Raw genomic sequence first — 26,981 nt, forward strand, 5'->3', positions numbered from 1 at the left:
TAAGTATGTCAAAATTTATTTTCTTTATCCTGTTAGGGTTCTTTGAAATATCCCATAGCTATGGGCCTTACTTTCAGTACGATTTTAACCATCTTGATCAGGCAAAAGAAAGAGTTTCCCAACTTAGAGAAACAGCTCAACAACACAGTAACCGGCAGCTTCGTGACTTATGTGATCACTTCTTGCGTCATTATGATTCTGCCAAACGACCTACTGTAAAAGCGGTTAGTGAAAATTTACCACTTTCCATCTACAAGAAACAATATCAAAAGCGATATGTGCGCGCTTGGGAGAAGAGTCCGAACTTTTCCTCAGTTGAAGCTATTATAGACCAAGTTCCTCCTGATAATAGAGAGAGTTTTAGGAAAGAAGCAGACACAGATATAGAGCGGGCCAAAAAACTACTCCCTCTTTACGGAGCCTATAGAGATTTTTATGGGCCATGGAGAGAGTATTTATTCAGAGATTTTATCCCCCTTTCTGATGATACTCCGAAAAATTTAGCAGACAAAAAAACCCTTTTTACTCACCTTATTAAGGCAGGATTTATTGTAAATTCTCAAGTAGATCTAGACCGAGGAATAAATTTACGTGATTTTAAACCCCTCCTTGAGGTGTTTTTAGCAGACCATCCTGAAATTAACACATTACGATTGGGAGATGAAAAAATGCTAAACCATAGGGTTTACGAACTTTTAGGTGTAACCCCTGATGGAATGTACGGCTATCGCCCTTTTACTAAAGATGATCTGAATCCTTTTAGTATGTATATTTCAAATCTTTTGGGTGAGAATAACGATATTGTGGCTGATGCGCATGATCCCCAATTTTGGAAAGATCTTCTTGAAATAAAAGGAGAAGGTTTTTTCGAGAGCATTCGAGATTTAAGTTGGTATATATTTCAGGCTCTTCCCCATCAGAAAGAAAGTAAAGAAGGGCAACAAGCTATGGCAACTTTGCGTTATATCTTTAGAGCACTGAAGCCGAAAGGAGAATTTTCTATTTGGAATACATCCTTTGAAATGCTCACCCCAGAAGGCGAACCAACAGGAAATCTCAAGAGAGATGATGAAATACGAGATCTCGTCAAGTGTATAAGAGACGTTGGTTTTAGATTTGATTCACAGAAAAGCCAGAAAGATACTTTGGTTTTTATTAAACCATAGAAAAACTGAGATCCCCTCTTGGAGCTTCCCTTAATTGTGTGTAGAATATAGGGTATTCGAAAGGGTATAAATGAGAATTAATATTGTAGAGACAATCACTGGCGGCATTGTTGTTGTTCTATCTGCAATTCTTTTGCTTTATGCTTATGTCTCAACCCAATACAAGGGCCAGGAAGGTTATAAAATAACAGCCCGCTTTAACAAGGCCGATGGTCTAGTGGATGGCAGCGACGTTAAAATTGGCGGTATCCGTGTGGGCACTGTTTCTAAAATGACCCTAGACCCCCTGACTTATGCGGCTATTATTGAGCTTGCGATTAACCCAAAAATTAAACTTCCAACAGACACCTCTGCTTCTGTTATTAGTGAGAACCTCCTTGGTGGAAAATATCTTGACCTTCAACCAGGTGGGGATGAAACGATGATGAAAGAGGGCGATGAAATTCAGCAAACTCAATCTTCTGTGATCCTTGAATCTCTCATCGGTCAGTTCATTTTTGGTAACAAAGATAAAGATAAAAACAAAGACGACGAGAAATCTAGCTCTCAGAAATAAAATCTCTTTTACGTTTGGCTCCTGGTCATTTATCGGTCCTGAGTATTTTTATTTTTTTTCTACGCCCTTGAATATTAAGAAAGTTTTTTTTATAGTCGGACTACTTTTGGAGAATAATAGAGTCAATGCATATCACCGTCCCCTTAACTGAAATCGCTCTTGTTATCGTAAGCGCTTTGGTGTGTGGACTTATCTTTATGCGATTAAAACAGCCTGCCATCTTGGGATATATGTTTGCCGGCCTTGTCATTGCACCCTATATGGTGATTGATTCTGATATGGAACACATCATCAAATCGTTATCAGAACTTGGTGTTTTTATGCTGTTGTTCATTCTAGGAATGGAAATGAATCTGCGGTTTTTTCGAGAAAACTGGCTCACAACCTTGGGGTGCGTCCTTGCCCAATTCATCATTAGCTTAGGGGCAGCGTATGTCATCTCTTTATTCTTTAATTGGTCTTTTGGCCTAACCTTCGTTTTAGGATGTATTATTACCCTCAGTAGCACGGCTGTTGCTATCAAAATGCTGGATAGCATGGGGAAATTGAAGACAGACACAGGGCATCTCACCATCGGTATTCTGATTGCGCAAGACCTTGCCTTCGTTCCCATGATTTTAGCTGTCCAAGGGTTTGGTGGAGAGGCTTTTGAGATAGGCATTATTGCCGCCAAAGTGTTGGGATCTATGGGATTGCTTGCCCTCCTAGTCTGGACACTCAGTAGAGCTGAGCGTCTTCATATTCCGTACTTGGAAGATATTTCGAGGGATGGAGAACTACTTCCCCTCCTTGCCCTTACTTTTTGTTTTGGTCTCGCGTCTTTAACAGGCACCATGGGTTTGTCCGCGGCTTATGGAGCCTTCTTGGCAGGGCTTATTCTGGGGAACACAGCTGAACGCCACCAGGTTTTGGAGGTAACCCATCCTCTCCAAAGCTTACTGCTTATGGTTTTCTTTTTATCTGTTGGACTTCTCGTGGATATAGATTTCCTTGTAGAACATATTGTGAAGATTTCCATTCTGCTGTTTGTGGTTCTCTTTGGAAAAACCATTCTCAATACCACCATCCTCCACATGTTTAAGCAACCCTGGCGCATCTCCTTTGTGAGTAGTCTTGTATTGGCCCAACTGGGAGAATTTGCGTTTGTTTTGTCCGATATGGCCGCTAGCAAGGGATTACTAAAGCCAGATGAACAAAAATTGGTTATCTCTTTGACCATCATGTCGCTTGCCGTCAGCCCTCTTTGGTTAACATTGGCCAAAAAATTTCAAACAGAAGATGGATCTTTTTCCTTAGAACATTTAAAGTCAAACTCCTTTTGGTCTAAGATCAAGTATCAACGCCCATGGAAATAAATCTTCTTCACCCAAGTTTCGAAATTGAAAATTTGTTTGAGGGGATTGTGGCTGGGGTAGATGAGGTAGGATATGGCTCTTGGGCTGGGCCCGTTATGGCTGCTGCTGTGGTGTTACCGAGAGATTGCCCCCTTTCTCTTTTAGACTTACTGGACGATTCAAAAAAATTATCTCTTCTACAAAGAGAAAAAATTTATACTCTTTTATTAGATACCCCAGAGGTTTGTGTTGGGATTGGAGAGTCGTCTGTTGAGGAAATAGATCAAATGAATATTCGCCAAGCCACTTTATTGGCCATGACCCGGGCTCTTGAAACTCTTCATCTTCCTTTAAATGCTGTGATTATTGATGGAACAGCTCGACCTCAGTGCCTTTATCCTTGTTATGCTTATGTGAAGGGAGATCAAAGAAGCTATTCCATTGCGGCAGCTTCCATTATCGCAAAAGTCACCCGGGACCGTCTGATGCAGCAACTCTCCCTTGACTATCCTCATTTTGGATGGGAAAAGAATGTGGGATATGGCACAAAAACTCATTCTGAGGTCCTTCTAAAACATGGCCCCACTCTTTGGCACCGCAAGAGCTATCGGCCTATTGCGGCTCTTCTAGAACCAACTGTTTAACTTTTTTCATCAACGTTGGCAGAGCATATAGCCCGAGATCTGAGGGCTGCACCCAAATACCTGGCCTCTCCGAAGTCTCTGCCTTTGCTTTCACAATCGTGCCAATCAGATGGAAATGTGTAAAGGTATGCTTCACCTTCTTCCTGAGCGGAAGAAGGGAGAGAAAGGAGGGAGGAAGGGGCTGATCTTTCTCGACTTTCCATTCTGATGTGGGAAACCCCATTAAACTTGCTAGTAATCCTTTGTCAGGGCGTTTTTCTAATAAGACTTCCCCTTTGTTATTTTCGACCCAGAAAAATGTTCCATATCGGGTGGGTTTTTCTGTTTTAGGAAGACGTTTGGGAAAGTCTTCCGGATTTTGTCCAAAGGATTGGCAAAAAGAAGCGAGCGGGCAAAGGCTGCACTTAGGATTTTTTGGGGTACAGAGAGAGGACCCTAAGTCCATCAAGGCTTGAGCATAGTCTCCTGGTCGTTCTTTAGAGATTAACGGGCGCGCTTTTCCGTGGATTTCTTTTTTGACAGCAGGAAGAGGGGTTTCCAGGCGAAAAAGACGGGTTATAATGCGCTCTATGTTCCCATCTACCACGGTGGACGGTTTATCAAAGGCAATGGATAAAAGAGCCGCCGCGGTATAGGGCCCTATACCAGGCAATGTCAAAAGTATTTTTTCATCAGATGGAAACTTTCCTCCATGCTGCTGTTGTACCACCTGGGCACATCTATGCAAATTTCTGGCTCGGCTGTAGTATCCCAATCCTTGCCACACATGTAAGACATCGTCCAAGGAGGCCTCGGCCAAATCTTTTACTCTCGGCCATTTCTCTAAAAACTGCACATAATACTCTTTGACGGTAGGAACAGTGGTTTGCTGCAACATAATTTCACTGATCCATACGGCATAAGGATCAGGCCGCTGTCCGGCAAGAGAACGCCAAGGAAGCTGGCGCCGGTAAACGTCATACCATCTTAATAAAGAGCGATGATAGTGAGGAATAGAAATCATTTTTCTACTCTATAAGGAAATATCGTCGATGGCGAAAGAATTTTTTTAAAAATTCTAATAGAGAATGGTTGTTATTTTTGAGTCGATACAGTAGGTTCACCATGTTGGAGAGGTGCCAGAGTGGTTGAACGGGGCGGTCTCGAAAACCGTTGTACGTGTTTTGCGTACCGTGGGTTCGAATCCCACCTTCTCCGCCACATTCTCAATCAAGGAGATACCATGATTAACCATATTATATTATTTAAGTTCAAGAGATCTTTAACAAAACAAGAAATTGCTGAGTTGTTAAATCAAATCCGCACCTTGAGTGAATATTTTCCAGGAATCCAGAATTTTTCTTGGGGGCCCCGTAATAGTTCGGAAAAGGATGCACATGGATTTGAATATGGATTACTGCTTCAGTTTGATTCTGAAGAAACACGCAAACAGTATTTTGTCCACCCTTTAAGCGCCGAGATATCCAAGAATTTTGCACCGGCCCTAGAGGGAGGCGAGAAGGGGGCTCTTTCGTTCGATTATGAAGTTTAAGTATAGGAAGGTGACATACAATGATTAATCACATAGTTTTATTTAAATTTAAAGAATCTTTATCCCTTCAGGATATTGACCATTTATTTACACAAATCCGGAAACTGAGCGAATTCTTTCCCGGTATTCAGAACTTTTCTTGGGGACCCAATAATAGCTCTTACGGATTAAACCGTGGGTTTGAATATGCGCTCTTTTTACAATTTGATTCGGAAGAAACCCGGAAACAGTATGGAGCTCATCCTCTCAACGAAGAAATATCAGAAAAAATTGTGAGGCCTGCTTTGGAAAATGGCCTCGAGTCCAGCTTAGTGGTTGATTTTGAGACAGTATAGCTGATTCCTGCTTCCCCTGCCTTATGTGAAGGGGCACGAAGGAAAGTACAGTGTTCGTATAGGAACGTGACCAACTAGATATAAAAAACCCAGTCTTTATACTGGGTTTTTTTGTAATTATAAAGGTAAAGTTCTACTCTTTTTTACTGCACGTTAAGCAGACAAACCCAACATAAAGAGCACTTAATCCCACCAAGCCATAAACAGCGCGGGCCGGTGTGGACATATCGCCCAAAAGCATGGCCACCACGTTGTAATTGAAAAGACCCACAAGGCCCCAGTTGATTCCTCCAACAACGGTTATAAGGGTCGCAATTTTCTTAAGTAAGCATGAATGCATCATATTTTTTCTCCTATTTGTTAAACTTGGCTTCCATTGTAAGGGGATTTATTCTCCCAAGGCAAGTAGAAAAAATAGGGGAAGAAATATCTCACGCGGCCTTGACTCTTAGCCAAAAAATATCAAAAAATTTATCTTTTTTCTCTTAAGATGCATCCAAAGATACCATAGACCACAACAGATAGAAGAAAGAAATAAATGGGCATGGGGAAGGGAGTACCATTATGAAGAGCCCCCATAGCAAAAGTGACGAGAGATACAATGCTATAGTAAAAAAATCCAAAGAAAGAAGATGCTGTTCCCGTGGCATGTTCATATTTCTCTAGAGCAATGGACAAAGTGCTCGGCACGACGACGGAGGCACTAAACGTTAGAATCATCATACTTCCCACCGTTAATACTACAAACCAACGGTTAGGGGCACATAACAAGGTGAACAGCAAGATTCCCCCCAACAACAAAGACGTGCCCATCATAAATATTGTCAATCCACGTTCCATAATACGAAAAGTACTCAATGAATTATGTAACCTCCTGGCCCATAAAGCCCCGAGACTTCCTGACAAAGCTAAGAAAATAAAGGTCGTTCCGTATATCTTTGGAGAAAGGCCCAAAATATCGATGAGGTAAAAAGAGCCTTCTGAATAGTAAGAGAACATAATTCCAATGATCCCTCCCACAAATAAAGCACACGCCACTACTTTTTTATCCTTTAGCAGAGCGAAAAAAGTTCCCACCATGGAGACTGATTTTAACTGAGGTGAAGAAACTCTTGTCTCTGGCAAATTTTTATAAGAAAGAAAAAAAACCAAAGCACCAAATAAAGCCAACAAAAGAAAAATGAAAGCCCATCCGAAAGTTTCATCGATAACACCTCCTAAGACGGGACCAATGGCGGGTGCAAAAGAAAGTGCACTCCCCACCAGAGAAAATACTTTTCCTCTTTCCTTACCTTTAAAAGCATCTCGAGCAATGGCTTGTCCTAAGACACTCCCAGTGCTGCCTCCCACCGCTTGAATAAATCGAGAAACCATTAAGATTTCAATTGTAGTGGAATGAAAACATCCAATACACCCCACAATAAAGATAAAAACTCCGTAGAGGAGGCAAGGTCGTCGCCCAACGAAATCCGATAGCCTTCCCCAAAGAAGTGTCCCCACAGCAATACCAAAAAGGTAGATGGATAACGTGTATTCAACCACTGATTCTTTAACATTTAAATAACGGGCAATGTCAGGAAGAGCGGGAGCATAAACGGTTTCAGAGAATTGGGGAAGAATAGCAATAAAAACCAAAAGCCAAACCGCAGGTTGGAGGGGTTGACTCACTTTCATTTATCTACTTCATCTGTTTTTTCATCCTTTTTCTTGCCAAAGAAGACTTTTTCTAACCAGTGGATGGTATAATCCCCTTTTTTCATGTCTTTGTTTACCACTAGCTTACGATGAAGAGGCAAGGTAGTCTCAATCCCCCCAATCACGAATTCTGACAAAGCGCCCTTCAAACGGCTGAGGCAATCTTCCCGATCTTTGCCATGAACGATGAGTTTAGCCGCTAAACTGTCATAGTAAGGCGGGATTTTATACCCCCCATACAAAGCACTATCCACCCGCACCCCAAAGCCTCCGGGCACATGGTAATGGGTGACGGTTCCAGGAGAAGGCATAAATGTTTCTGGATTTTCTGCGTTCACACGGCATTCAATGGCGTGTCCCCTCAGTTTCACATCTTCTTGGGTAAATCCTAAGGGTTCGCCCGCGGCAACTCGAATTTGGTTTTGTACCAAATCGAGCCCCGTAATCATTTCTGTGACGGGATGCTCCACTTGAACCCGCGTGTTCATCTCAATGAAATAAAATTGGCTATTCTCATACAGGAATTCTACGGTGCCTAACCCTTGGTACCCCAGTTTTTTCATGGCGGCTACGACAGTTTCTCCAATAGCTGCTCGCTCAGCAGGGGTGATAGCAGGAGAGGGGGCTTCTTCCCATAATTTCTGGTGTCGGCGTTGGATGGAACAATCCCGTTCGCCCAGATGCACCACGTTGCCGTAATGATCCGCTAGAATCTGAATTTCAATGTGACGGGGTTTTTCCAAATATTTTTCAATGAAAACCTGATCGTCCCCAAAATTTGCTTTGGCCTCAAGGCGCGCGAGCCGATGGCCTTCCACCAATTGGATATCATCATAGGCAATCTGCATGCCCTTCCCGCCACCACCGGAGGTTGCTTTAATTAAAACAGGGTACCCCATACTGTGTGCGATTTCTAAAGCTTGTTCTTCCGTATCCACCGCCCCATCAGATCCTGGCACAACGGGAATCCCCAGCTCTTGCACCGTGCGTTTACCCATGATTTTGTCGCCCATGAGCATAATGTGTTCGGGAGAGGGACCAATGAATGTCATCCCATGTTCACGCACCATACGGGCAAAGACGGCATTTTCAGAAAAGAATCCGTAGCCTGGATGAATGGCGTCTGCCCCTGTTATTTCTGCTGCCGCCAAAAGGCGAGACATGTTCAGGTAGCTATCCTTGCTGGGAGCAGATCCAATACATACCCTCTCGTCCGCCAACCGCACATATTTGGCCTCCGTATCTGCTTTGGAATGGACCACCACCGTTTTAATACCCATTTCGCGACAGGCACGCAAAATGCGCAAGGCGATTTCTCCCCGATTAGCAATCAAAACTTTTTTAAACATGGCCAAACTCTTGTTTGTTATTCAATGATCAGCAAGGGTTCATCGAACTCGACGGGGTGAGTGTCTTCCACCAAAATATGGGTTATTTTGCCAGATTTGGGAGCCTTTAAGGGATTCATCACCTTCATGGCCTCAATAATCATAATGGTCTGACCCGCTGTAACTGTGGCACCCACCGTAACAAAGGGAGGATCTCCGGGCTTGGGGGATAAGTAAACTGTTCCCACCATGGGAGATTTCATCGTGCCAGGGTGAGCATCAAGATTCGCCGAAGCAACCGCCGCTGGCTCAGCAGAGGCTTGTGAAGCGCTCCCAACCATATGAGATAGGGGATGATGGTATCCAACCGGGCCTTGATGGCGTGCCACCCGAATACGACAGCCTTCAGATTCATATTCAATTTCGGAAAGATCTGTGTCTTTAAGTAAGTCAGACAGCTGGCGCACAGCCGCAGAGTCTATCTTCATTTTAGGAGAGTTTTGTTTTGGTTTTTGAGTCTTTTTCGACGCCATATATTCATCACTTTCTTTATACCAACACCACTCATTTTATAGCGAATAGAATGAAAAAAAGCAATGAATTTCTACACATGAACTAAACCAACTCTGAACCAGAAGATGGAGTTTCTGGCGAATAAACATCTTCGGGATAGTCAAAGGCAGGAGACGCTAAACTAGAAAAACGCACCACATTTCCAACAGACTTTATATTATGGATCACACCCGGCACGATGGTGATACTCTCAAGAGGGCCCAACAGAAGAGGCTCTTTTTCAGTGGTCAGAACTTCAAGATACCCTTCTAAAACAGTAATTAAATGACTTTGAATCTTATGATAGTGAGGAGTCATAGGCCCAGACAAATCAAAAATCTCTAATTTGAAAGGCTGCCCAGCACTCACCGGGACAACTTCATAAATACTCAAACCAGGGCGACTTATTTTTGGGAAATTCCCAGACAGTGGTTTCAAAGAAATGATTGTTGCTTCCATTTGGCCTCTCCCTTTTATTTTTCATAAACATGCTACAGTGTTTCTTTCTATCTTTTCGAGTCCGTTATGTTAATACAGTTTTCTACCCTAATCACACTAACTGAGACAAAGGATCCACCGGTTTACCTTTTTTCCTCAGCTCAAAGTGCAATTGGGGATGTGTGACCAACCCCGACATACCCACGTGTCCGATCACCTCGTGTCTTTTCACCACTTGTCCTTTTTGAATCACGGCTTTGTCCAAATGGGCGTACGCCGACATCCATCCGCCGCCGTGTTTTACCAGAATCAAATTGCCATAGCTTTTGATATCATTCCCAGAATAAACCACCATTCCATTTTCGGCTGCCCGCACCTTTGTGCCCTCTGTCGTGGCGATGTTAATGCCATCATTGTAAAGGCCCTGTCCTTTGGACCCGAACTTTGAAATCAACTGCCCCTTCACCGGCCACTCAAATTTAGATCCCGATCGACGCGGCGTTTGGCTTAGAAGAAGAGGATGTTTTTCGGACGATAACTTCCGACGAAGTGGGGGCAAAAAACCCTCTTCCTTTGGAGATGAAAGAGAGGAGGGGGGCGTCAAATTTTGGGAGGCTGGCAGAATCAGCGGTTGGCCGGGTTGTAGCGGCTGATCGCCCAGCAATTTATTTTGACGCCCTAATGTGCTGAGGCTCACCTGATGCAACTGGGCAATTTTGTGGAGATCTTCCCCTTTTTGGGCAATATGCACCTGAGGCCCCACCAAAATAAGGGTCTGTCCTGGGCGAATGGCAAAGGGAGGTTTTATTTTGTTCTTCTCAATGATCAGCGGTAAAGGAACAGCATACTTTTGGGAAATAGTAAAAAGAGAGTCTCCTTTTTGAACCACCACCTCCTGCGGCATGCCCCCACTAAATTTTAAGGTTTTGGCATTCCAGACGGAGGGATGAACCGTCTTTGTTCCATGGGTACTATAGACAATCATCACAGGCAGTTCAATGGGCGCCGACGTTACCTTTTTAATCACATAAGGTGCCATGGTTGGCTTAGACCGCTCTTTTGTGAGACAGCCAGCTAAAAGAAAGAGACCAAAAAGTAAACTCGCCCTCAGAGGCTTAACCATTAAACTTTTTAACAAGCCGCGCATACGTCGCATCATGGGTTAAATCGAGATGAAGTGGAGTGATGGAAATCTTCTTTTTATTAATGGTGGAAAGATCGCTATCATCATCAATATCTATCACCTCAGGCACAGGCCCAACCCAGTAATAGGGAGGGAGGCCGCGCGGATCTTTGACTTTCAAAAGGGTTTTATAATCAGGGCGAGCCCCTTGCCGGGCTACTTCAATACCCCGAATGCTCTCGGGAGGCACATCTGGAAAATTCACGTTGATCAAAACACCTTCAGGCCATCCTTCTTCTAACAAAAGCTGAATAACTTTCAATCCATGGTCTTCACAGGTCTCCCACTTAATGGGACTCCCCAGAGACCCTGCCTGACTAAGGGCGATGGCTGGCACTCCTAAAAGAGTCGCTTCCATGGCAGCCGCCACCGTTCCAGAATACGTTACATCATCTGCCAAGTTGGCCCCCGCGTTAATACCTGATAACAAAAGGTCCGGCTCCTTGCCCTTCATAATTTCTTTAATGGCCATCAATACACAGTCTGTAGGGGTCCCATCCACCGCATATTTCTTTTCCCCAATTTGTTTGGGACGTAAAGGGCGGCTAATGGTTAAGGAATGGGCAGAGGCACTCTGCTCTACAGCGGGTGCAATGATCCAAACGTCATCACTAATCTCGCGCGCCAGTTTTTCTAAAATTTTAATACCGGGTGCGTAGACGCTGTCATCATTGGAAATTAAAATTCTTAAATTCTTTTTTTTCAGTTTGTCTTTCATAAGCCAACCTCCGTCTTTCCATTCATGTAAGGTATTAGGACTTTAGGAATCTTGATACTTCCTGTTTCTGTTTGATAGTTTTCTAGAACGGCAATGAGGGCGCGCCCTACAGCAATTCCAGACCCGTTAAGCGTATGGATAAAATCTACTTTTTTAGTCTCCGCTTTTCTGTACCGGGCTTTCATGCGTCGGGCTTGAAAATCACCACAAAGAGAACAACTTGAAATTTCGCGATAGCAATTTTGCCCCGGCAACCACACTTCAAGGTCGTATGTTTTTTTAGAACTAAACCCAATGTCGGCCGAACAAAGATTCATCACGCGATAGGGGAGTTTAAGTCGTTTTAAAATTTCCTCTGCCGCCCCAACCATGCGATAAAATTCATCGGCGGATTGTTCAGGACTTGTGAGACTCACCAATTCCACTTTATAGAATTGATGCTGGCGCAACATGCCCCGTGTATCTCGCCCGGCGGAGCCAGCCTCTGATCGGAAACAAGGAGTGTGCGCTGTGTATCTGAGAGGGAGCGTTTTTTCTTCTAGAATTTGGTTGGCCGCCAAACAGGTGAGGGATACCTCAGAGGTGGGAATAAGCCAATGACCATTGGTGGTTTGGAACGCATCTTCTGCAAGTTTGGGCAGTTGCCCCGTTCCATACATGGACTCACTTTTCACCAGCAAGGGAGGGGACACCAACTCATACCCAAATTCTTGCGTATGCACATCGATCATAAACGTGGCGAGTGCTCGTTCAAGCAAGGCCAGTTCTTTTTTCAAAATCACATAACGGCTTCCTGCGATCTGAGCAGCCTGATTAAAGTCCATCATCCCTAGTGCTTCACCCAGCTCGAAATGCTCTTTGGGTGTAAAGGAAAGTTGGGGAATCTTTCCCACGGTTCGAACCAGTTCATTGTCCTCCTCTGATGTTCCGAGCGGCGTATCTATCCCGATGGTATTTGGAACCACCGCCATCAAGGTATGGAGCTGTTCTTTGACAAGACGCTCTTCTTCCTCTACCTGGGGTAACATCTCTTTGATGCGGGTGCCTTCTGCCACAAGCTCGGTCACATCCCCGCCGGAGCGTTTCACGTGCCCCATCTGCTCAGCCACCGCATTTTTCTGCTCTTGCAGCGTTTGCAACCGATGAATAATGTGGCGATGCCGTTCATCAAGCTCTAAAATCTCCGCAGAGAGAGGTGCCAGTCCTCGAGCTTGGAGACCACGATCAAAGGTCTCTGGATTTTCTCTAATTTGTTTTATATCGTGCATGATTATCTATTCTTTAAAATCATTCTACTATAATGAGCATTCCGTTTTTTTGAAAGAGTTTTTAAGGGTTACCGAAGCTGAATAAAGCTCTCCAATACTTTCTTCACCCCCGCATGGTCAAAGTCAATCACCAGCCGATCATGATCCACTTGCTGGATGGTGCCATACCCAAACTTCAGATGAAACACGCGGTCACCCTGTTTGTATTTGCCTTTCGGAGCAAAAGGAATGGCGTCCGTTGTTCTAATGGGTGCCTGTATGGGCCTGATTTTATGGCTGATAACAGATGTATCCAGGAAACAAATATGCTCAGGGGGCAGCTCTTTGATAAATCGAGAGGGAAGATTATGCTGCCATTGACCATGCACCCGACGATTGGACGCAAAGGTTACATACACATTTTTTTTGGCTCGGGTCAGTGCCACATAGGCGAGGCGACGCTCTTCCTCGATTTCTTTGTCGGAGCCTTCGAGCAACGTTCGTTGCGACGGAAAGATGCCTTCTTCCCACCCCGTGAGGAAAACAACAGAGAACTCCAGCCCCTTGGCGGCATGCATGGTCATGAGTGTCACAGAATTTTCCGACGCATTGGACGTATTTTCCATCACCAAACTCACATGCTCTAGAAACTCTGCGAGACTGGGAAATTCCGCAATGGCGGTCACCAACTCTTTCAAGTTTTCTAAGCGACCCTCAGCGTCAGCAGACTTTTCTTGCTTCCACATCCACGTATAACCCGATTCATCCAAAATGATTTTGGTCAACTCTTCTTGGGGAGTTGTGAAAACCAATTGATGCCAACGCTCAATGTCCTGAATAAATTTTCGGAGAGCTGTCCGGGTTTTGTCCCGCACTTCATCCGTTTCCACCAGACTTTTCGTAACCTCAAACAAAGATTGACGACTTGAGCGCGCCACAAGATGCATTTTCTGTACCGTTGCTTTGCCAATCCCTCGGCGGGGCATATTAATCACGCGCTCGAAAGCCAGATCATCCTTGGGTTGTGCAGCCAATCGCAGGTACGCCAGTGCATCTCTTATTTCTTGACGCTCGTAAAACCGCAAGCCCCCTACGATGCGATAGGGAATGGCCATGGACATGAACGTTTCTTCAAACTCACGCGTTTGGAATCCCGCTCGCACCAAAATAGCCATTTCGGAAAGGACAGTTCCCTTGCGTTGGAAATTTTCTATTTCCCCACCTGTCCAACGAGCTTCTTCCAAACTATCCCATACACTTTTTATAAAGACAGGATCACCTCTATCCCGCTCTGTCCACAATGTTTTCCCTAAACGCGATTTATTATGGGAAATAAGCTCTGAGGCTGCTGCTAAAATAGCCGGTGTCGAGCGATAATTCTGTTCCAAACGCACAATTTTTGCGCCTGGAAAATCCTTTTCAAACCGCAGAATATTACCCACTTCCGCGCCGCGCCATCCGTAGATAGATTGATCATCATCCCCCACACAGCAAATATTCTGCGAGCTTTGGGCCAAAAGGCGCAACCATAAGTACTGCGCCACATTTGTATCTTGGTACTCATCCACCAAAATATATTTAAATCGCTCGGTATAACTTTGCAGGATATCGGGGTACTTGGTAAACAGGGTCAAACAATGCAGCAGCAAATCACCAAAGTCCATGGCATTGATCAGCTGCAACCTCTCTTGATAAAGCTTGTAGAGGTGTAAAGCTTGGTGAGATTTATCCCAGGTTAAATAGTCCCCCGTCACCTTTTCGGGGATCAAACCTCGATCTTTCCATCCGCCAATGATGTTGGCAAAAACCTTCGCCGTTTGTTTTTTATCATCAATTCCTTCTAGCTGAAGCAATTGCTTGATCACCCGTTCCTGATCGTCTGAATCCAGGATGGTAAAATTAGGGGTAAACCCCAAAACCTCTGCATGTCGCCTCAGGATTCGAGCCCCAATGGAATGAAAAGTCCCGAGCCATAGTCCGTCTAAACTTCGTCCCAATAAAACGGCTGTGCGCTCTTTCATTTCCAAGGCCGCTTTGTTGGTAAACGTTACCGCTAAAATTTGGGAGGGATACGCTTTATTTTGCACGAGAATATTGACGAGTCGAGCAATCAGCACACGTGTTTTTCCGGTACCGGCACCAGCCAACACCAGAAGGGGACCTTCTGTATTTTCAACAGCCTTTAATTGCTCGGCATTTAAAGCCGCCAGATGGTTAAATGTCTCTGTCATCTCTTGATCGGTTTGTTCGTAAAACGAGGTTCTTTTAAATTTTATACATGAACAATGCTTGATTGAACCTATACGAATAAGGTATACATCAAGAGTCTATCCTTAGAAATAGGAAAATAGCTTCGTGACTCATTATAAAAAAAATATTTTTGTTCTTTTTTCCCTTTTTTCTATTCTTTTTTTAACCTCTTGTACAAACGACAAAGAGGATAAATACGAAGAAAAACCGGTGACTGAACTTTATTCAAAAGCAATTAAAGAATTGGAAGACAGCAGCTTTAAAGCCTCCGCCAAAAACTTTGAAGAAGTGATTCGCCAACATCCGTATTCCAATTACGCCACCCGCGCACAAATTATGGCAGCGTATGCCCATTATCGTGCCCAGCAATACGAAGATGCGGTAGCCAGTGTGAATGCCTTTGTTCAGCTCTACCCCACCCACAAAGATGTACCATACGCTCTTTATTTAAAGGCTCTCTGCTATTACAACCAAATCTCTAGCGTTGAACGCGATCAAAAGATAACCCAAACAGCAGAGACTGCTTTCCAAGAGCTTGTCCATCGGTTTCCCTATAGTGTGTATGCGAAGGATGCCAAATTTAAACTCGACCTCACGCGTGAGCATATTGCCGGCGGACATATGGATATAGGGCGCTTCTATGAAAGCCAATACCTCCCCATTGCTGCCTTGGGTCGTTTCCGCACGGTGGTGCAAAAATATGACCGTTCTACCCACACGCCAGAAGCCTTATATCGCTTAGTTGAAATTTATCTCCAACTGGGTATTCTTAACGAGGCTCAAGCGTCAGCTGCCGTGCTTGGACATAACTTTCCTCAAAGTGATTGGTACAAAAAAGCCTACAACCTTTTGGAAAAAACAGGACAATTGCCTGATAAAAATGATAAAACAAAACTAGCTAAAACCTGGGAAAACAGCGCTCGTGCTTCAGAGCATAACCATTCGTAACATTGCAGTTATTGAAAAACTGCACATAGAATTTGAAAAAGGATTCTCTGTTCTCACAGGTGAAACAGGGGCTGGGAAGTCCATTCTTTTGGATTCCTTAGGGTTTGTTTTGGGTAACCGGCAGCCTATGAAACTCATTCGAGAAGGGGAAGCACAAGCATCCGTGACTCTTGTCCTCGATTCCATTCCTTCCGGTGTCGAGTCTCTTCTTGAAAACCAGGGGTTTGAAATAGATGTTCCCTTGATGGTACGCCGCACCGTTTCAAGTGACGGGAAAAGCAAAGCCTTCCTGAATGACCAACCCATTGGGGTGACTCTTTTGAATCAAATCGCTCCCCATCTTGCGGAAATTCACGGGCAATTTGATCAACTCTTAAAGGCAGACCAACAACTCGACGCCCTCGACCGCTATATCAACCATTCAAGCACGGATCTGGAACAGGCCTATCATCACTGGAAAAAGGCGGAAACAATACTGAAAACATCGTTCCACCGTTTTTCTGATCGGATCAACAAACTGGAAGAGCTTGCCTTCCTCATCCAAGAACTTGAACACCTTGCCCCAGGTGCAACGGAAGAAGAAGACCTTCTGACACTTAAGAAAACAGAAAAGAGCATGGAGCAGATCCAAACCGTTTTGCGTCTCATTGATGAACTGTCGGAAGAACCGTTACAGCTAGAAAATCGCATTCTCACTCTTCAACGACATCTTGAAAAATTAGACCTTACCTCTTTATCTTTCTGCAAACAATCGGTTGAAACCATCCTTCTTTCCTTTAGGGACATCCGCGCCACCTCCCACGACATATCTTTAACGTTGCGAGACTCTGTGCTTTCCCTCGATCAGATCGAAGGGCGACTTTATCTCCTGCGCCAAATGGCCCGCAAGCATCAGGTGTTGACGGAAGAATTGCCATCCATCCTCAAAAAATTACGGGAGGAACACAGCGAGCTTCTCAGCAGCGACTCTTCCTTAGAACAATTGCAGCAAAAAACACTCACCGCAAAAAGAGCTTATCAGGTAGCAGCTGCTCATCTCTATACTTTGCGTCAAGAAGGGGGTGCCTCTCTTGCCCAGGAAATAAAAAAAGCGCTCGAGCCTTTAAAACTACCCCACGCAGTATTTCTCGTCTCTTTTGAAGAGTTACCCGAACCCCAATGGTCTGAGAAGGGCATGCATCGCATAGAGTTTTTCATCTCCACCAATCCAGGATTATCTCCCGGGCCCCTAGCCAAAGTGGCCTCAGGAGGAGAATTGTCAAGAGTGATGCTGGCGCTTAAATCCATCCTTAAAGAAAAAGCCAATATTCCCACTCTTATTTTCGACGAGATTGATATGGGGTTAGGCGGAGCGGTAGCAGCCGCCATGGGCGAACAGTTGTCGCGACTCTCAACTGACACTCAAATTCTGGCCATCACCCATTCTCCTCAACTCGCTGGACACGCTGACCATCACTTCGGGGTGGAAAAATCTGTGGCAGAGGGGAAAACCACAACCGCCATCCATCTTCTCTCCCTCCCAGAACGAGTGGAAGAACTCTCCCGCATGTTGTCCGGTAAGACCATTACCGAGCATACGCGCGCCGCCGCCCAAGAACTTTTAAAAGACAAGGTCTCCTTATGAACCCTATTCGTTCCATTTTTGTTCACTCTTTAACAGAAGATCAGGCTAAAGTAGAACTCGCTGCCTTGGCCCAAGAATTGGCTCATCATGATCAATTATACTTTCAGAAAGATGCGCCTGAAATCAGTGATGCAGAGTATGATGCCTTGGCCCGACGAAATGAAGAGATTGAAATTAGATTTCCCCATTTAAAACGCCCAGACAGTCGTACCCATCGGGTAGGAACTACGCCTGGAAGTCGATTCAAAAAAGTAAACCATCTTAGCCCTATGCTCTCCCTTGATAACGCTTTCCACGCTGAAGACGTCATTGATTTTGTGACGCGGTGTAAAAAGGGGCTACACCTCTCTGACAAAGACGCGCTCTCCTTTCTAGCAGAACCTAAAATTGATGGACTGTCCTGCTCTTTGCGTTATGAAAATGGATCTCTCGTCCAAGCCAGCACCCGAGGGGATGGCGTCACAGGGGAGGACATCACCCAAAATGTGAAAACAATCCGCAATATCCCGACTCAGCTCAAGGGATATTATCCCTCCTTGATTGAAGTCCGAGGGGAAATCTACTTAGAAAAAGCAGATTTCCAAACCCTCAATGACCAGCGCCAGGAAGAGGGGGATCCTCTCTTTGCTAATCCCAGAAATGCGGCTGCAGGATCGGTACGTCAACTTGATGTTGCTATCACCGCCAGCCGTCCTTTAAAGTTCTTTTCTTATGGAGTAGGACGAGACGATTTAAAGGACATCCTTACCCAAAACGATCTCTTATCTCGCCTGAAGGCATGGGGCCTTCCAATCAATCCACTCTGCCAGCTCTGTCCCACGGTGGATGACCTTCTTAATTTTTATCAGACCCTCAGCCACATTCGATTTAAGATCCCCTACGAAATTGATGGGGTTGTTTATAAGGTAAACGATTTTGCCCATCAGAAAACTTTAGGGTTTGTATCTCGCGCCCCGCGCTGGGCCATTGCCCATAAGTTTGCGGCTGAGAAAGCCGAGACTCTCTTGAAAAAAATCATTATCCAGGTAGGTCGCACCGGAGTACTCACCCCCGTGGCTGAACTGGAGCCCATTGGGGTGGGGGGCGTTATGGTCTCACGAGCCACGCTGCATAACCAGGATGAAATACACCGCAAAGATATTCGGGAAGGAGATCGTGTGATTATTCAGAGGGCAGGGGATGTGATCCCCCAAGTCCTCCAATCTCTTGGGTCTCTAGGACACGAACGCGGACCTGTCTTCCAATTTCCCAAGACCTGTCCCGTTTGTGGTAGCCATATTGTGAAGGAACAAGACGAAGTGGCCTTAAGGTGCAGCGGAGGCCTCACGTGTCATGCCCAGCTTTTGGAAAGTCTTAAACACTTTGTTTCAAAACATGCCTTTAACATCGAAGGCCTGGCCGGTAAACGCATTGATTATTTATGGGAGCAGGGGCTTTTGAAAAGTGCTGCTGATATTTTTACCCTGGAAGAGCGAGATAAATCCTCTGCCCACCCCCTGAAAACCCACGAAGGATGGGGAGAGTTATCTACTCGGAACCTCTTTGATTCCATTCGCAACCGTCAGGCTCTCTCTTTGGATCGGTTTATTTACGCCCTGGGAATCCGCCATATTGGACGTGTAACAGCGCATCTTTTAGCGGAGAGATATGGTACTTTTGACGCCTGGTGGGGTGCTATGAAAGAAGCTTGTTGCAAAGACTCTTCCGCCTACACTCAGCTTGTGGCGATAGAGGGCATTGGAGAAATTGTGGCCACCTCCCTCACTAATTTTGTGGGAGAGCCAAAAAATGATGTGCAAGTGGAAGCTCTCATCCCACATCTCACCCTCCGTCCCGTCCGGAAAACCACTATGAAGTCTCACCCCTTCTCAGGAAAAACCATGGTGTTTACCGGAACACTCTCTCACATGACGCGTGAGGAAGCTCAGAAAAAAGTCCGTGCTCTCGGGGCAAAGGTCACCAACTCTGTTTCATCTAGCACCGATTATGTGGTGTATGGAACAGATCCAGGCAGTAAGCTGAAAAAAGCCAAAGAACTTGGGGTGAAGGTACTAACGGAGGAAGAATGGGTCCATCTCCTGCGGCAACCATCTCAGTAAAGAAAAAGATGACAGAAGAGACACTCCTGAAAGATTTAACTCAACACTCCCATGTTCAGGTTCCGTTTCCCATTCCGTGCACCCAGATAAAAGAAGCTGTTCAATCTTTCTTGCGTTTCGTTGAACTTCCCGATGAAATTAAAAACCACATTGATACCAAAATTGCCACCCGCCATCGCCGAGGGGATATTGGCCTCAAGCAGCGCAGCCCAGAAGATGGCCCATACCGAGACAGTAAGGAATTTTTCCATTTCCATCCCCTTGTTTTTCAGCAATATGCCGCATTCATAAACGCCCATCCTGAGGTACAAGATTTCCTGATGAAAGCGCAACCCCTTTGGGAGGCGACGTACAAAGTAGTGCATCAGATTATCAGCTCTCTGGAAGAGCAATTTCCCGGCATAACAGCTAAAGTATTTGATACAGACGAACCCCATGTCATGATCCGGTTTCTTCGATATCATTGGGCCTCATCTGGAAAATATTTGGCCAAACCTCACTTTGATTCTGGATCTTTCACCTTGGCCATTGCGGAAAGCTGCCCCGGCCTTCGAATGGGGCGTGGACCAGACGATTTAGAACTCATCCATCACCAAGAAGGGCATGCTCTCTTTTTCTTTTCCAGTAACTTTAAGAAAATTTTAAATACAGATATGTTTTCTGCAGGCTGGCATGACGTGATTCAGCTGGACGACACCCAGATCGGAAAACCCTTTGCCCGCTGGGCCGTGGTGGCCTTCATCGATGGCATAGATGTTGAGGCTCTGTCTCGATCTGAGACGCATAAATGGTGCCTAGCAGACCTTGCCTAACTTTAACAGTTCCGAAATTATTTCCTTTTGACCCCCACACGTGGTTCCAGAACCTCATAAACCGCCACTGTTTCTTTTATAATTTTCTCTGATGAAAAATTTTTCTCAACAGAAGTGCGGGCATTATGGCCCAGTTTTTTCCTGAGAGGGGCATCCGTCAACAGCCGACCAAGCGCTTCGGTGAGGGGACCAACGGTCCGCACAGGCACCAGCAGGCCTGTTTTTCCATCCTCAACAATTTCCCGACACCCAGGCACATCGGTTGTAACGATGGGCAAGCCACAAGCTGCTGCCTCCAACAACGACTTGGGCAGCCCTTCGCGGTAAGACGGCAACACAGCAATGTCGCACGCTTGATACAGCTTAGCCACATCGTCCACTTTCCCCATCCAAGTGCAGAGACCTTGTTGTTGCCACTGTTCCACGATATGTCGCGGGATACCGCTGGGATTTTGGAGGTCCAATCCGCCCGCCAGGATAAACTCAAAGGAGAATCCTTTTTCTTTTAACAATCTCACCACCTCAATAGCCTCTCGAATGCCCTTGTCCCACAACAGACGTGCCACGAGCACAACCTTCAGCCGTTTATGGTCCTTCTTTTTAGGGGGAGGGGAGAAGTGTTTAATATCCACCCCAGACCCACGAATCAAAGCCAAATTCTGGGGTGGCACAGTTTTCGAAAACAGCTGAAAATCATCTTTATTTTGTAGAATCAGCACACACTTCGGTCCTTTAAATAAAAACCGAAAGGACGTCCAAACCCAAAATCTGAGAAACTTTGCCTTCACGGAAGGAGAGATAAAAAGATACCCGAGCCCTGTAAGCGCATTCACCACGCATTTTACCCCCGCCAAACGGGCGGCAAGGGTGCCGTACAACACTGGCTTCATGGCCACGTGATGCACCATATCAGGCTTTTCTGTTCGGTAAATTTTATAGATCTCAAGAAAGCTCAAAAATTGTTTGAGAGGATGAAGACCCGCGCGTGTCATCTTTGTGAGAGGATAAAGGCGAAACCCCTCATCTAGTAACCGCTGGCGATGGGTCCCGGGCACGGTGGCCACGCTCACCTCATACCCTTGCTGTTGAGCCGCCTTTGCCAGCGCATATCGATGGGAAAAAAAATAGTCAGCTTCTGTTACCAAATAAAGAAGCTTGGTCATGGGACGTATATTTCCAGATCTCATGCCCCGGCTACGCTGAAAGAAGAAAATCTTTCAAACGACATACCTGAATCCAAATGGAACAGATGGCAATCTTCCGGCTGTACTTTCAGAAAGAGGGTGTCACCGATTTTAAACATCTTGTCGCCTGTCGCCCGCATCAAAATAGTTTGGGCTTCCCCGATCTTCACATACACATAAATCTCACTGCCCAAATTTTCGATGGTCTGAACGGTTCCCGTGAACAAGGCAGACGCGGAATCACATTCTACCAAGCGTTCTGGACGAACCCCCAATTCAGCCTCGCTTCCAGGCCCCGTATCTTTCATGTCTTGCGTTAAAATAACCGGCATCTGCATGGATTTTCCGTGTGGCAAACTAAAGGTCACCACATCATTCTTCAGAGTGGTGAGCTTCACCTTGATAAAGTTCATTTTGGGAGACCCAATAAATCCTGCCACAAATTTATTACAGGGATGATGATACAACTCGAGTGGTGTTCCCACTTGTTCTATATTGCCCGCATTCAACACGACGATCTTATCCGCCAACGTCATGGCCTCTACCTGATCATGGGTCACATAGATCATGGTGGTATGAAGTTTTTCTTTCAACTTTGCAATACGCATGCGCATTTGTACGCGCAAGGAGGCATCCAGGTTCGAAAGAGGCTCATCGAAAAGAAAGACCCGAGGATCACGAATAATGGCCCGACCAATGGCTACCCGTTGACGTTGACCCCCAGAGAGCTGCTTAGGTTGTCGATCGAGCAAATGGGTGACTTGTAAGACTTCTGCAGCATCCATCACCCGACGATGAATTTCCGCCTTAGGATACTTAGTTCGACGCAAAGCAAAGGACATGTTTTCATAAACCGTCATGTGAGGATAGAGGGCATAGCTCTGAAATACCATGGCTACTCCTCGCTTCGCCGGACGCCACAGGGTGACATCCTGGTCATCAATCATGATTTGGCCTTCGGTCGCATCTTCCAATCCGGCAATCAGCCGGAGAAGTGTAGATTTTCCACACCCGGATGGCCCCACAAAAACGGTAAATTCATTCTTTTTGATATCCAAGTTGATGTTGTGAAGCACCTCAACTTTGCCAAAAGTTTTTTTAAGATTTGATAAAACAACTCTACCCATTCTAGTCCTTTTCTATGTTGTATTAGCCTTTAACGGCGCCTGCAGTCAGCCCTGACACAATGCGCCGCTGGAAAATCATCACCAATAAGATAAGCGGCAGAGTGACCACAACGGAAGCCGCCATGATTTTTCCCCAAGGAAGTTCGTACTCTGACGCCCCCGTCATCAAGGCGATGGCCACGGGCACCGTCCGAGACTGACTTTCTACCGTAAAGGTGAGAGCAAACAAAAACTCGTTCCATGCCGCGATAAATGCCAACAACCCTGTGGTCACCAAAGCTGGCCACAAAAGGGGCAGAAAAATCCGAAAGCAGATAGTCCATGTACTCGCCCCATCCAAAATAGCCGCTTCTTCGATTTCACGGGGCAATTGCTTCATGAAGGTGGTTAAAATCCAAACCGTGAAAGGCAGGGTGAACACCAGGTACGAGAAAATAAGACCACATAAATTATTGTAAAGATTCAAAGTGCGGATGAGTTCAAACATGCCTGATAAGACCGCCACCTGAGGGAACATGGAGACCGATAGGATGGTCAGCAGCAACGCTGACCGCCCTTTAAACTTCACACGGCCAAGCGCATAAGAGGCACTCACCGCCAAAATCAAACAAATGGTCACCGTCCCAAACGCCACCACCACAGAGTTCAGAATATTATGCCCAAAAGGTTGTTCTTTAAAAATTTCCACATAGTTGTGCCACGCATAAGCGGGAGGTAAAAGATCTGTTTTGAAAAGATCAGACCCCGATTTGAGGGAGGACACTACCGCCCAATAGAAAGGAAAGAGCGCAATGATCATAATCAGCACAGAGCTCGTATAGAGAAAGAATTTTTGCTTTTTGGTCTGCATTAAATATCCTCCTGCATCTTAGATTTTCCGCGGCCAATTTTCAAAAAGACGAGGGTAATCAGACCAATTAAAAGGAACAAAAGGGTGGAAGCGGCAGAACCTAACCCCACACTCTGGAAATCAAACAGTTGCTGACGGGCAAAGACCGACATGGACATGGTATCTGTACTACCACTGGTAAGAATATAAAACAGGTCAAACACCCGCAAGGCATCCAGCATGCGAAAAATAACTGCCACCACAATGGTGGGCTTCAAAAGGGGTAGGGTTACCCGCCAAAAAACGCGCAACGGATGAATGCCATCAACCTTTGCCGCTTCAAAACATTCTTGAGGCAACATCTGCAACCCTGCCAGAATGAGTAAGGCCATGAAAGGAGTGGTTTTCCACACATCTACGATAATAACGGCGACCATAGAAAGATCAGGATCTGCCGTCCAGGCCAAAGGTTTCAGAATAAACCCAAATTTGACAAGAATAGCATTCACCACGCCATAAATGTCGTTAAACATCCATCGCCACATCTTGGCTGAGACAATGGTGGGGATGGCCCACGGAATCAACACAGCCGTACGCACCCAGGGTCGCCCTTTGAAATTAGCATGGAGCACCAGAGCAATGCCAAGACCGAATAACGTTTCCAGCGCAACGGAAGAGGTTGCAAAAACGAGAGTATTCCGCACGGATTGCCACCAGCCCTCATCCTGTAGCAGGAATTGAAAGTTTTCCAATCCCACAAATTCCTTTTCGCTCATGGCCGAAAGGGTAGCATCTGTGAAAGAAAACCAGATGGTACGGAAAAGCGGCCATCCGGCAGCGAGACACAAAACCAACAGCGTGGGCACCACAAAGAACCACGCACTCCTGACTCTGTACTTTGTTAACTGTGAGGGTCTACCTTTAGACATTGAGACTTCCCGGGCCTTTTATGATTTCTTGATCCATCTTGTACCATTTTTACTGATAAAATTCAGTTTTTTTTCTGCCGTTGCTAAATTTTTCTTAGCCGTTCCTTTATGAGCTAATGTCTGATAAATCGTATTCCAAAAGATAGCACTCACTTGGCTATATTTGGCCCCTGTTTGTCCTGCTGGACGGGGCACTGCCCGTTTCACCACACCAAGCATAATCCCTGCAATAGGACTGAGAGTACGAATTTTTTCTTCTTTATAGAGGGATTCCATAGCTGGATAAAACTCATGTTCGAGGGCTCGGCGCCGCAATTCATCTTCACTGGTTAAAAAGGACACCAAATCCACAGCATCTTTTTGCCGTTTTGAATACTTAGACACCGCCAAGTGCCACCCCCCCAAAACGCTTGAGGAATGGCCCTTAGGCCCCCCCTTGGGGAGAACAGCAATCCCCACTTTGCCTGCCATGGGGCTTTCTGGGTTGTTCAATACAGCCCAAGCATAGATCCAATTGCGCATAAAGATAGCTTTCCCTAATTGGAAAATACCGCGGCAATCTTCTTGCTCATAATTCAAAACACCAGGAGGAGATAAAACACCAATCCAGCTGGCCACCTTCTGCACAATATAAATGGCATCTGGGTTATTAATACTCACTCGGCCATCAAGTTCAACAATACTGCCTCCATTAGGATAAGACGCGATCCATTCAATGGCATTACACGTGAGGCCCTCGTAAGCTTTTCCTTGGAAAACATATCCCCACAATCCGTCATTCCCGCGCTTCTTTTCTTCCTGCATGATGTAGTGAGCTTCTTTTTCTAACTCTTCCCATGTGGTGGGTACCGAAAGCCCATATTTATTGAGTAGGTCTTTACGATAATACAGAAAGCCCACATTTAAAAACCAAGGAATAGCCACCAATCGACCAGCCACCGTATTGTTTTTCAGCAGTCTCGGCAAATATTGATCTTTTCTTTCTTTGGACAGAAAGGGATTCAAATCGATGAGGTGTCTCGCCAACAATCCCGGCCAAGTCACATCCACCTGATAAATATCAATGTCAGGGGATCCCGCCGCTAAATGTTGTTGAAAAAGAGTAAGTCGTTCATTCGAGCCATTGGGGGCAGGAACCACATGGGCCTTTTTACCCGTTTTCTGCATCCAGCGCGAGACGCCTTTTTTACAGGCCTCGTATTCACTGGCCACCATGCCGCACGTAATAACCACTGCGTCATCACTGGAAGGAGAGAGGGGGTCGTCCTTTTTACATCCAAAGAGTAAAAAAAAGCAGGTCAAAAAAACCACGCCTTTCCCAAAGAAGCCCAAGCCTGTTAATGCTATCCTCATCTTTTTGCTTGTACTGGAATTTAATATTGAATGCAATAGTTTTCCAAAACATTTCTTGCCAAAAAGGGGAGCTTAGTGCAAAGATAATCTATATCAGATGGTTGGAGCACCGCTTTGTTCTTCGGAATAAAGAGGAAAGTCCGGGCTCCTTAAAGGAAGGATGCTGGCTAACGGCCAGCGGGGGCGACCCTAGGGAAAGTGCCACAGAAAATATACCGCCGTAAGGTAAGGGTGAAATGGTGCGGTAAGAGCGCACCGCATTCTTGGTGACAAGAATGGCAGGGCAAACCCCATCCGGAGCAAGACCAAATAGGAACAGCGTATAGCCCGCCTTGAGGTTGTTGTTCGGGTAGGTTGCACGAGCTAAACAGTAATGTTTGGCCTAGATGAATGGTGCTCACTCTAGTAATAGAGACAGAACCCGGCTTATAGACCATCTGATATCTTGGGGAGGTAAAAACGTCTATGTCAAACATGTCAAAAAAATTTGTTCTTCTGATAGTGATGCTCGTCACCTTATTTGTTTCAGTTCCCTCACATACAAATTGGCTTGACAGTGCCAAAAATGCGCTTAAAGGCTTGGGATCTGGGCTTAAAGACCTTGGTTCTGGGATTCTTCATGGAGCAGCCGGCCAACTTGGAGGAGGTGCTGCCCAACTTTCCTATTGTCGCAACATGGCCTCTGTTCCGGGAGGGATGATGAGTGCAGAATACCAGACCCAATGTAGTAATATGGCTTTTGTCTGCCAACAACTCATGGCAACAACCCCCAGCATAGCCATGGATCCTTACTGTGCGACGGTTTCTGGAAGAGGTCAAATGATGGGGCCGTGGGGCGGCAGCATGGGTTCTTTCCTTCCAGGCGTGAATACGGGGGGAACCCCCGCCAACGCAGACCCCAATAAAGTAGGGTGGAGCGTTCCACCCCCTCCTCCTTATGGATTCATGATGGGGGGAGGGGCGTATGGTGTCACCCCCGGAGGAGCGGCAGGCATTGGAGCTTTGCTCGGCGCTGGTGTTATTAATCGATTCTTTGGTGGTGGTGGATATGGTGGTAGTGGCGGAGGGTATGGTGGAGGATATGACGAGATTGATTAAG

25 protein-coding genes, 1 tRNA gene and 1 other RNA gene are annotated in these 26,981 nt (G+C 45.7%); 12 read left to right on the plus strand and 15 right to left on the minus strand.

The window, feature by feature from the left end; translation table 11 throughout:
* Positions 1–5: 5 nt before the first annotated feature.
* The 4 genes from A2621_03105 (at position 6) to A2621_03120 (ending at position 3,700) form a co-directional block, all read left to right on the plus strand.
* Entirely contained in the window at positions 6–1,166 is a 1,161-nt protein-coding gene (locus tag A2621_03105) for a hypothetical protein (GenBank protein ID OFW89856.1), read from the plus strand.
* A 70-nt stretch (positions 1,167–1,236) separates the two neighbouring features.
* A complete protein-coding gene (locus A2621_03110; protein OFW89857.1) occupies positions 1,237–1,722 on the plus strand; it encodes an outer membrane lipid asymmetry maintenance protein MlaD in 486 nt (161 codons plus the stop codon).
* Between the two features lie 125 nt (positions 1,723–1,847).
* On the plus strand, positions 1,848–3,077 hold the full coding sequence (locus A2621_03115; GenBank protein ID OFW89858.1) for a hypothetical protein: 1,230 nt from the start codon (positions 1,848–1,850) through the stop codon (positions 3,075–3,077).
* The gene (locus A2621_03120) at positions 3,068–3,700 is read left to right on the plus strand and encodes a ribonuclease HII (protein ID OFW89859.1); all 633 of its coding nucleotides are present in this window, start codon (positions 3,068–3,070) and stop codon (positions 3,698–3,700) included. The genes A2621_03115 and A2621_03120 overlap by 10 nt, the downstream gene beginning before the upstream one ends.
* On the opposite strand, the gene A2621_03125 is transcribed toward A2621_03120, so the two are convergent.
* Entirely contained in the window at positions 3,669–4,703 is a 1,035-nt protein-coding gene (locus A2621_03125) for an A/G-specific adenine glycosylase (GenBank protein ID OFW89860.1), read from the minus strand. The two genes, A2621_03120 and A2621_03125, sit on opposite strands and share 32 nt — an antisense overlap.
* A gap of 106 nt (positions 4,704–4,809) precedes the next feature.
* On the opposite strand from A2621_03125, the gene A2621_03130 reads away from it, so the two are divergent.
* Positions 4,810–4,900: transfer RNA gene (locus A2621_03130), tRNA-Ser, on the plus strand.
* Between the two features lie 351 nt (positions 4,901–5,251).
* Complete coding sequence (locus tag A2621_03135) at positions 5,252–5,566, plus strand: hypothetical protein (GenBank protein ID OFW89861.1); 315 nt, start codon at positions 5,252–5,254, stop codon at positions 5,564–5,566.
* Positions 5,567–5,699: 133 nt separating this feature from the next.
* Here A2621_03135 and A2621_03140 read toward each other — a convergent pair whose 3' ends face one another.
* The 9 genes from A2621_03140 to A2621_03180 all read right to left on the minus strand — a co-directional run bounded on the left by A2621_03140 (position 5,700) and on the right by A2621_03180 (position 14,958).
* Positions 5,700–5,909, minus strand: coding sequence for a hypothetical protein (locus A2621_03140; protein OFW89862.1), 210 nt, complete (start codon positions 5,907–5,909; stop codon positions 5,700–5,702).
* A gap of 128 nt (positions 5,910–6,037) precedes the next feature.
* The gene (locus tag A2621_03145) at positions 6,038–7,240 is read right to left on the minus strand and encodes a hypothetical protein (GenBank protein OFW89863.1); all 1,203 of its coding nucleotides are present in this window, start codon (positions 7,238–7,240) and stop codon (positions 6,038–6,040) included.
* Positions 7,237–8,610, minus strand: coding sequence for an acetyl-CoA carboxylase biotin carboxylase subunit (locus A2621_03150; GenBank protein ID OFW89864.1), 1,374 nt, complete (start codon positions 8,608–8,610; stop codon positions 7,237–7,239). Before A2621_03150 ends, A2621_03145 begins: the two co-directional genes overlap by 4 nt.
* 17 nt (positions 8,611–8,627) lie before the next feature.
* Positions 8,628–9,077, minus strand: a complete 450-nt coding sequence (locus A2621_03155; GenBank protein OFW90129.1) for an acetyl-CoA carboxylase, biotin carboxyl carrier protein — start codon at positions 9,075–9,077, stop codon at positions 8,628–8,630.
* 127 nt (positions 9,078–9,204) lie between these two features.
* Positions 9,205–9,600, minus strand: coding sequence for a hypothetical protein (locus A2621_03160; GenBank protein OFW89865.1), 396 nt, complete (start codon positions 9,598–9,600; stop codon positions 9,205–9,207).
* A 91-nt stretch (positions 9,601–9,691) separates the two neighbouring features.
* Positions 9,692–10,702: a hypothetical protein gene (locus tag A2621_03165; GenBank protein ID OFW89866.1), complete on the minus strand. Its 1,011-nt coding sequence runs from the start codon at positions 10,700–10,702 to the stop codon at positions 9,692–9,694.
* Positions 10,695–11,480, minus strand: coding sequence for a 5'/3'-nucleotidase SurE (locus A2621_03170; GenBank protein OFW89867.1), 786 nt, complete (start codon positions 11,478–11,480; stop codon positions 10,695–10,697). The genes A2621_03165 and A2621_03170 overlap by 8 nt, the downstream gene beginning before the upstream one ends.
* Positions 11,477–12,748 (minus strand): serine--tRNA ligase, encoded by a 1,272-nt coding sequence (locus A2621_03175; GenBank protein ID OFW89868.1) that lies wholly within the window; start codon positions 12,746–12,748, stop codon positions 11,477–11,479. Before A2621_03175 ends, A2621_03170 begins: the two co-directional genes overlap by 4 nt.
* 68 nt (positions 12,749–12,816) lie before the next feature.
* Complete coding sequence (locus tag A2621_03180) at positions 12,817–14,958, minus strand: hypothetical protein (protein ID OFW89869.1); 2,142 nt, start codon at positions 14,956–14,958, stop codon at positions 12,817–12,819.
* A gap of 145 nt (positions 14,959–15,103) precedes the next feature.
* Here A2621_03180 and A2621_03185 point away from each other — a divergent pair, with 145 nt between their 5' ends.
* Genes A2621_03185 through A2621_03200 form a run of 4 tightly spaced genes read left to right on the plus strand, consistent with a single transcriptional unit; the run spans position 15,104 to position 20,460 of the window.
* The gene (locus tag A2621_03185) at positions 15,104–15,925 is read left to right on the plus strand and encodes a hypothetical protein (protein OFW90130.1); all 822 of its coding nucleotides are present in this window, start codon (positions 15,104–15,106) and stop codon (positions 15,923–15,925) included.
* Positions 15,900–17,549: a DNA repair protein RecN gene (locus A2621_03190; GenBank protein OFW89870.1), complete on the plus strand. Its 1,650-nt coding sequence runs from the start codon at positions 15,900–15,902 to the stop codon at positions 17,547–17,549. Before A2621_03185 ends, A2621_03190 begins: the two co-directional genes overlap by 26 nt.
* Entirely contained in the window at positions 17,546–19,648 is a 2,103-nt protein-coding gene (locus A2621_03195; GenBank protein OFW89871.1) for a DNA ligase (NAD(+)) LigA, read from the plus strand. Before A2621_03190 ends, A2621_03195 begins: the two co-directional genes overlap by 4 nt.
* On the plus strand, positions 19,615–20,460 hold the full coding sequence (locus A2621_03200) for a hypothetical protein (protein ID OFW89872.1): 846 nt from the start codon (positions 19,615–19,617) through the stop codon (positions 20,458–20,460). Before A2621_03195 ends, A2621_03200 begins: the two co-directional genes overlap by 34 nt.
* A gap of 17 nt (positions 20,461–20,477) precedes the next feature.
* On the opposite strand, the gene A2621_03205 is transcribed toward A2621_03200, so the two are convergent.
* Genes A2621_03205 through A2621_03225 form a run of 5 tightly spaced genes read right to left on the minus strand, consistent with a single transcriptional unit; the run spans position 20,478 to position 25,831 of the window.
* Entirely contained in the window at positions 20,478–21,623 is a 1,146-nt protein-coding gene (locus A2621_03205) for a hypothetical protein (GenBank protein OFW90131.1), read from the minus strand.
* Positions 21,624–21,643: 20 nt separating this feature from the next.
* The gene (locus tag A2621_03210; protein ID OFW89873.1) at positions 21,644–22,771 is read right to left on the minus strand and encodes a hypothetical protein; all 1,128 of its coding nucleotides are present in this window, start codon (positions 22,769–22,771) and stop codon (positions 21,644–21,646) included.
* A gap of 22 nt (positions 22,772–22,793) precedes the next feature.
* A complete protein-coding gene (locus A2621_03215; protein OFW89874.1) occupies positions 22,794–23,621 on the minus strand; it encodes a sugar ABC transporter permease in 828 nt (275 codons plus the stop codon).
* Positions 23,621–24,529 carry an ABC transporter permease gene (locus tag A2621_03220; protein OFW89875.1) on the minus strand — a complete coding sequence of 303 codons (909 nt, stop codon included), beginning with the start codon at positions 24,527–24,529 and terminating at the stop codon, positions 23,621–23,623. The genes A2621_03215 and A2621_03220 overlap by 1 nt, the downstream gene beginning before the upstream one ends.
* Positions 24,530–24,547: 18 nt before the next feature.
* Positions 24,548–25,831 carry a hypothetical protein gene (locus A2621_03225; GenBank protein ID OFW90132.1) on the minus strand — a complete coding sequence of 428 codons (1,284 nt, stop codon included), beginning with the start codon at positions 25,829–25,831 and terminating at the stop codon, positions 24,548–24,550.
* Positions 25,832–25,975: 144 nt separating this feature from the next.
* On the opposite strand from A2621_03225, the gene rnpB reads away from it, so the two are divergent.
* Together rnpB and A2621_03235 are read left to right on the plus strand one after the other, a co-directional pair.
* An RNA gene (rnpB, locus tag A2621_03230) (RNase P RNA component class A) lies at positions 25,976–26,327 on the plus strand.
* Positions 26,328–26,356: 29 nt separating this feature from the next.
* The gene (locus tag A2621_03235) at positions 26,357–26,980 is read left to right on the plus strand and encodes a hypothetical protein (GenBank protein ID OFW89876.1); all 624 of its coding nucleotides are present in this window, start codon (positions 26,357–26,359) and stop codon (positions 26,978–26,980) included.
* The last annotated feature ends 1 nt before the right edge of the window (position 26,981 follow it).

Source organism: Alphaproteobacteria bacterium RIFCSPHIGHO2_01_FULL_41_14, from assembly GCA_001767855.1.
In the GTDB taxonomy this organism is placed as follows: Bacteria; Pseudomonadota; Alphaproteobacteria; order UBA7879; family UBA5542; genus 2-01-FULL-41-14.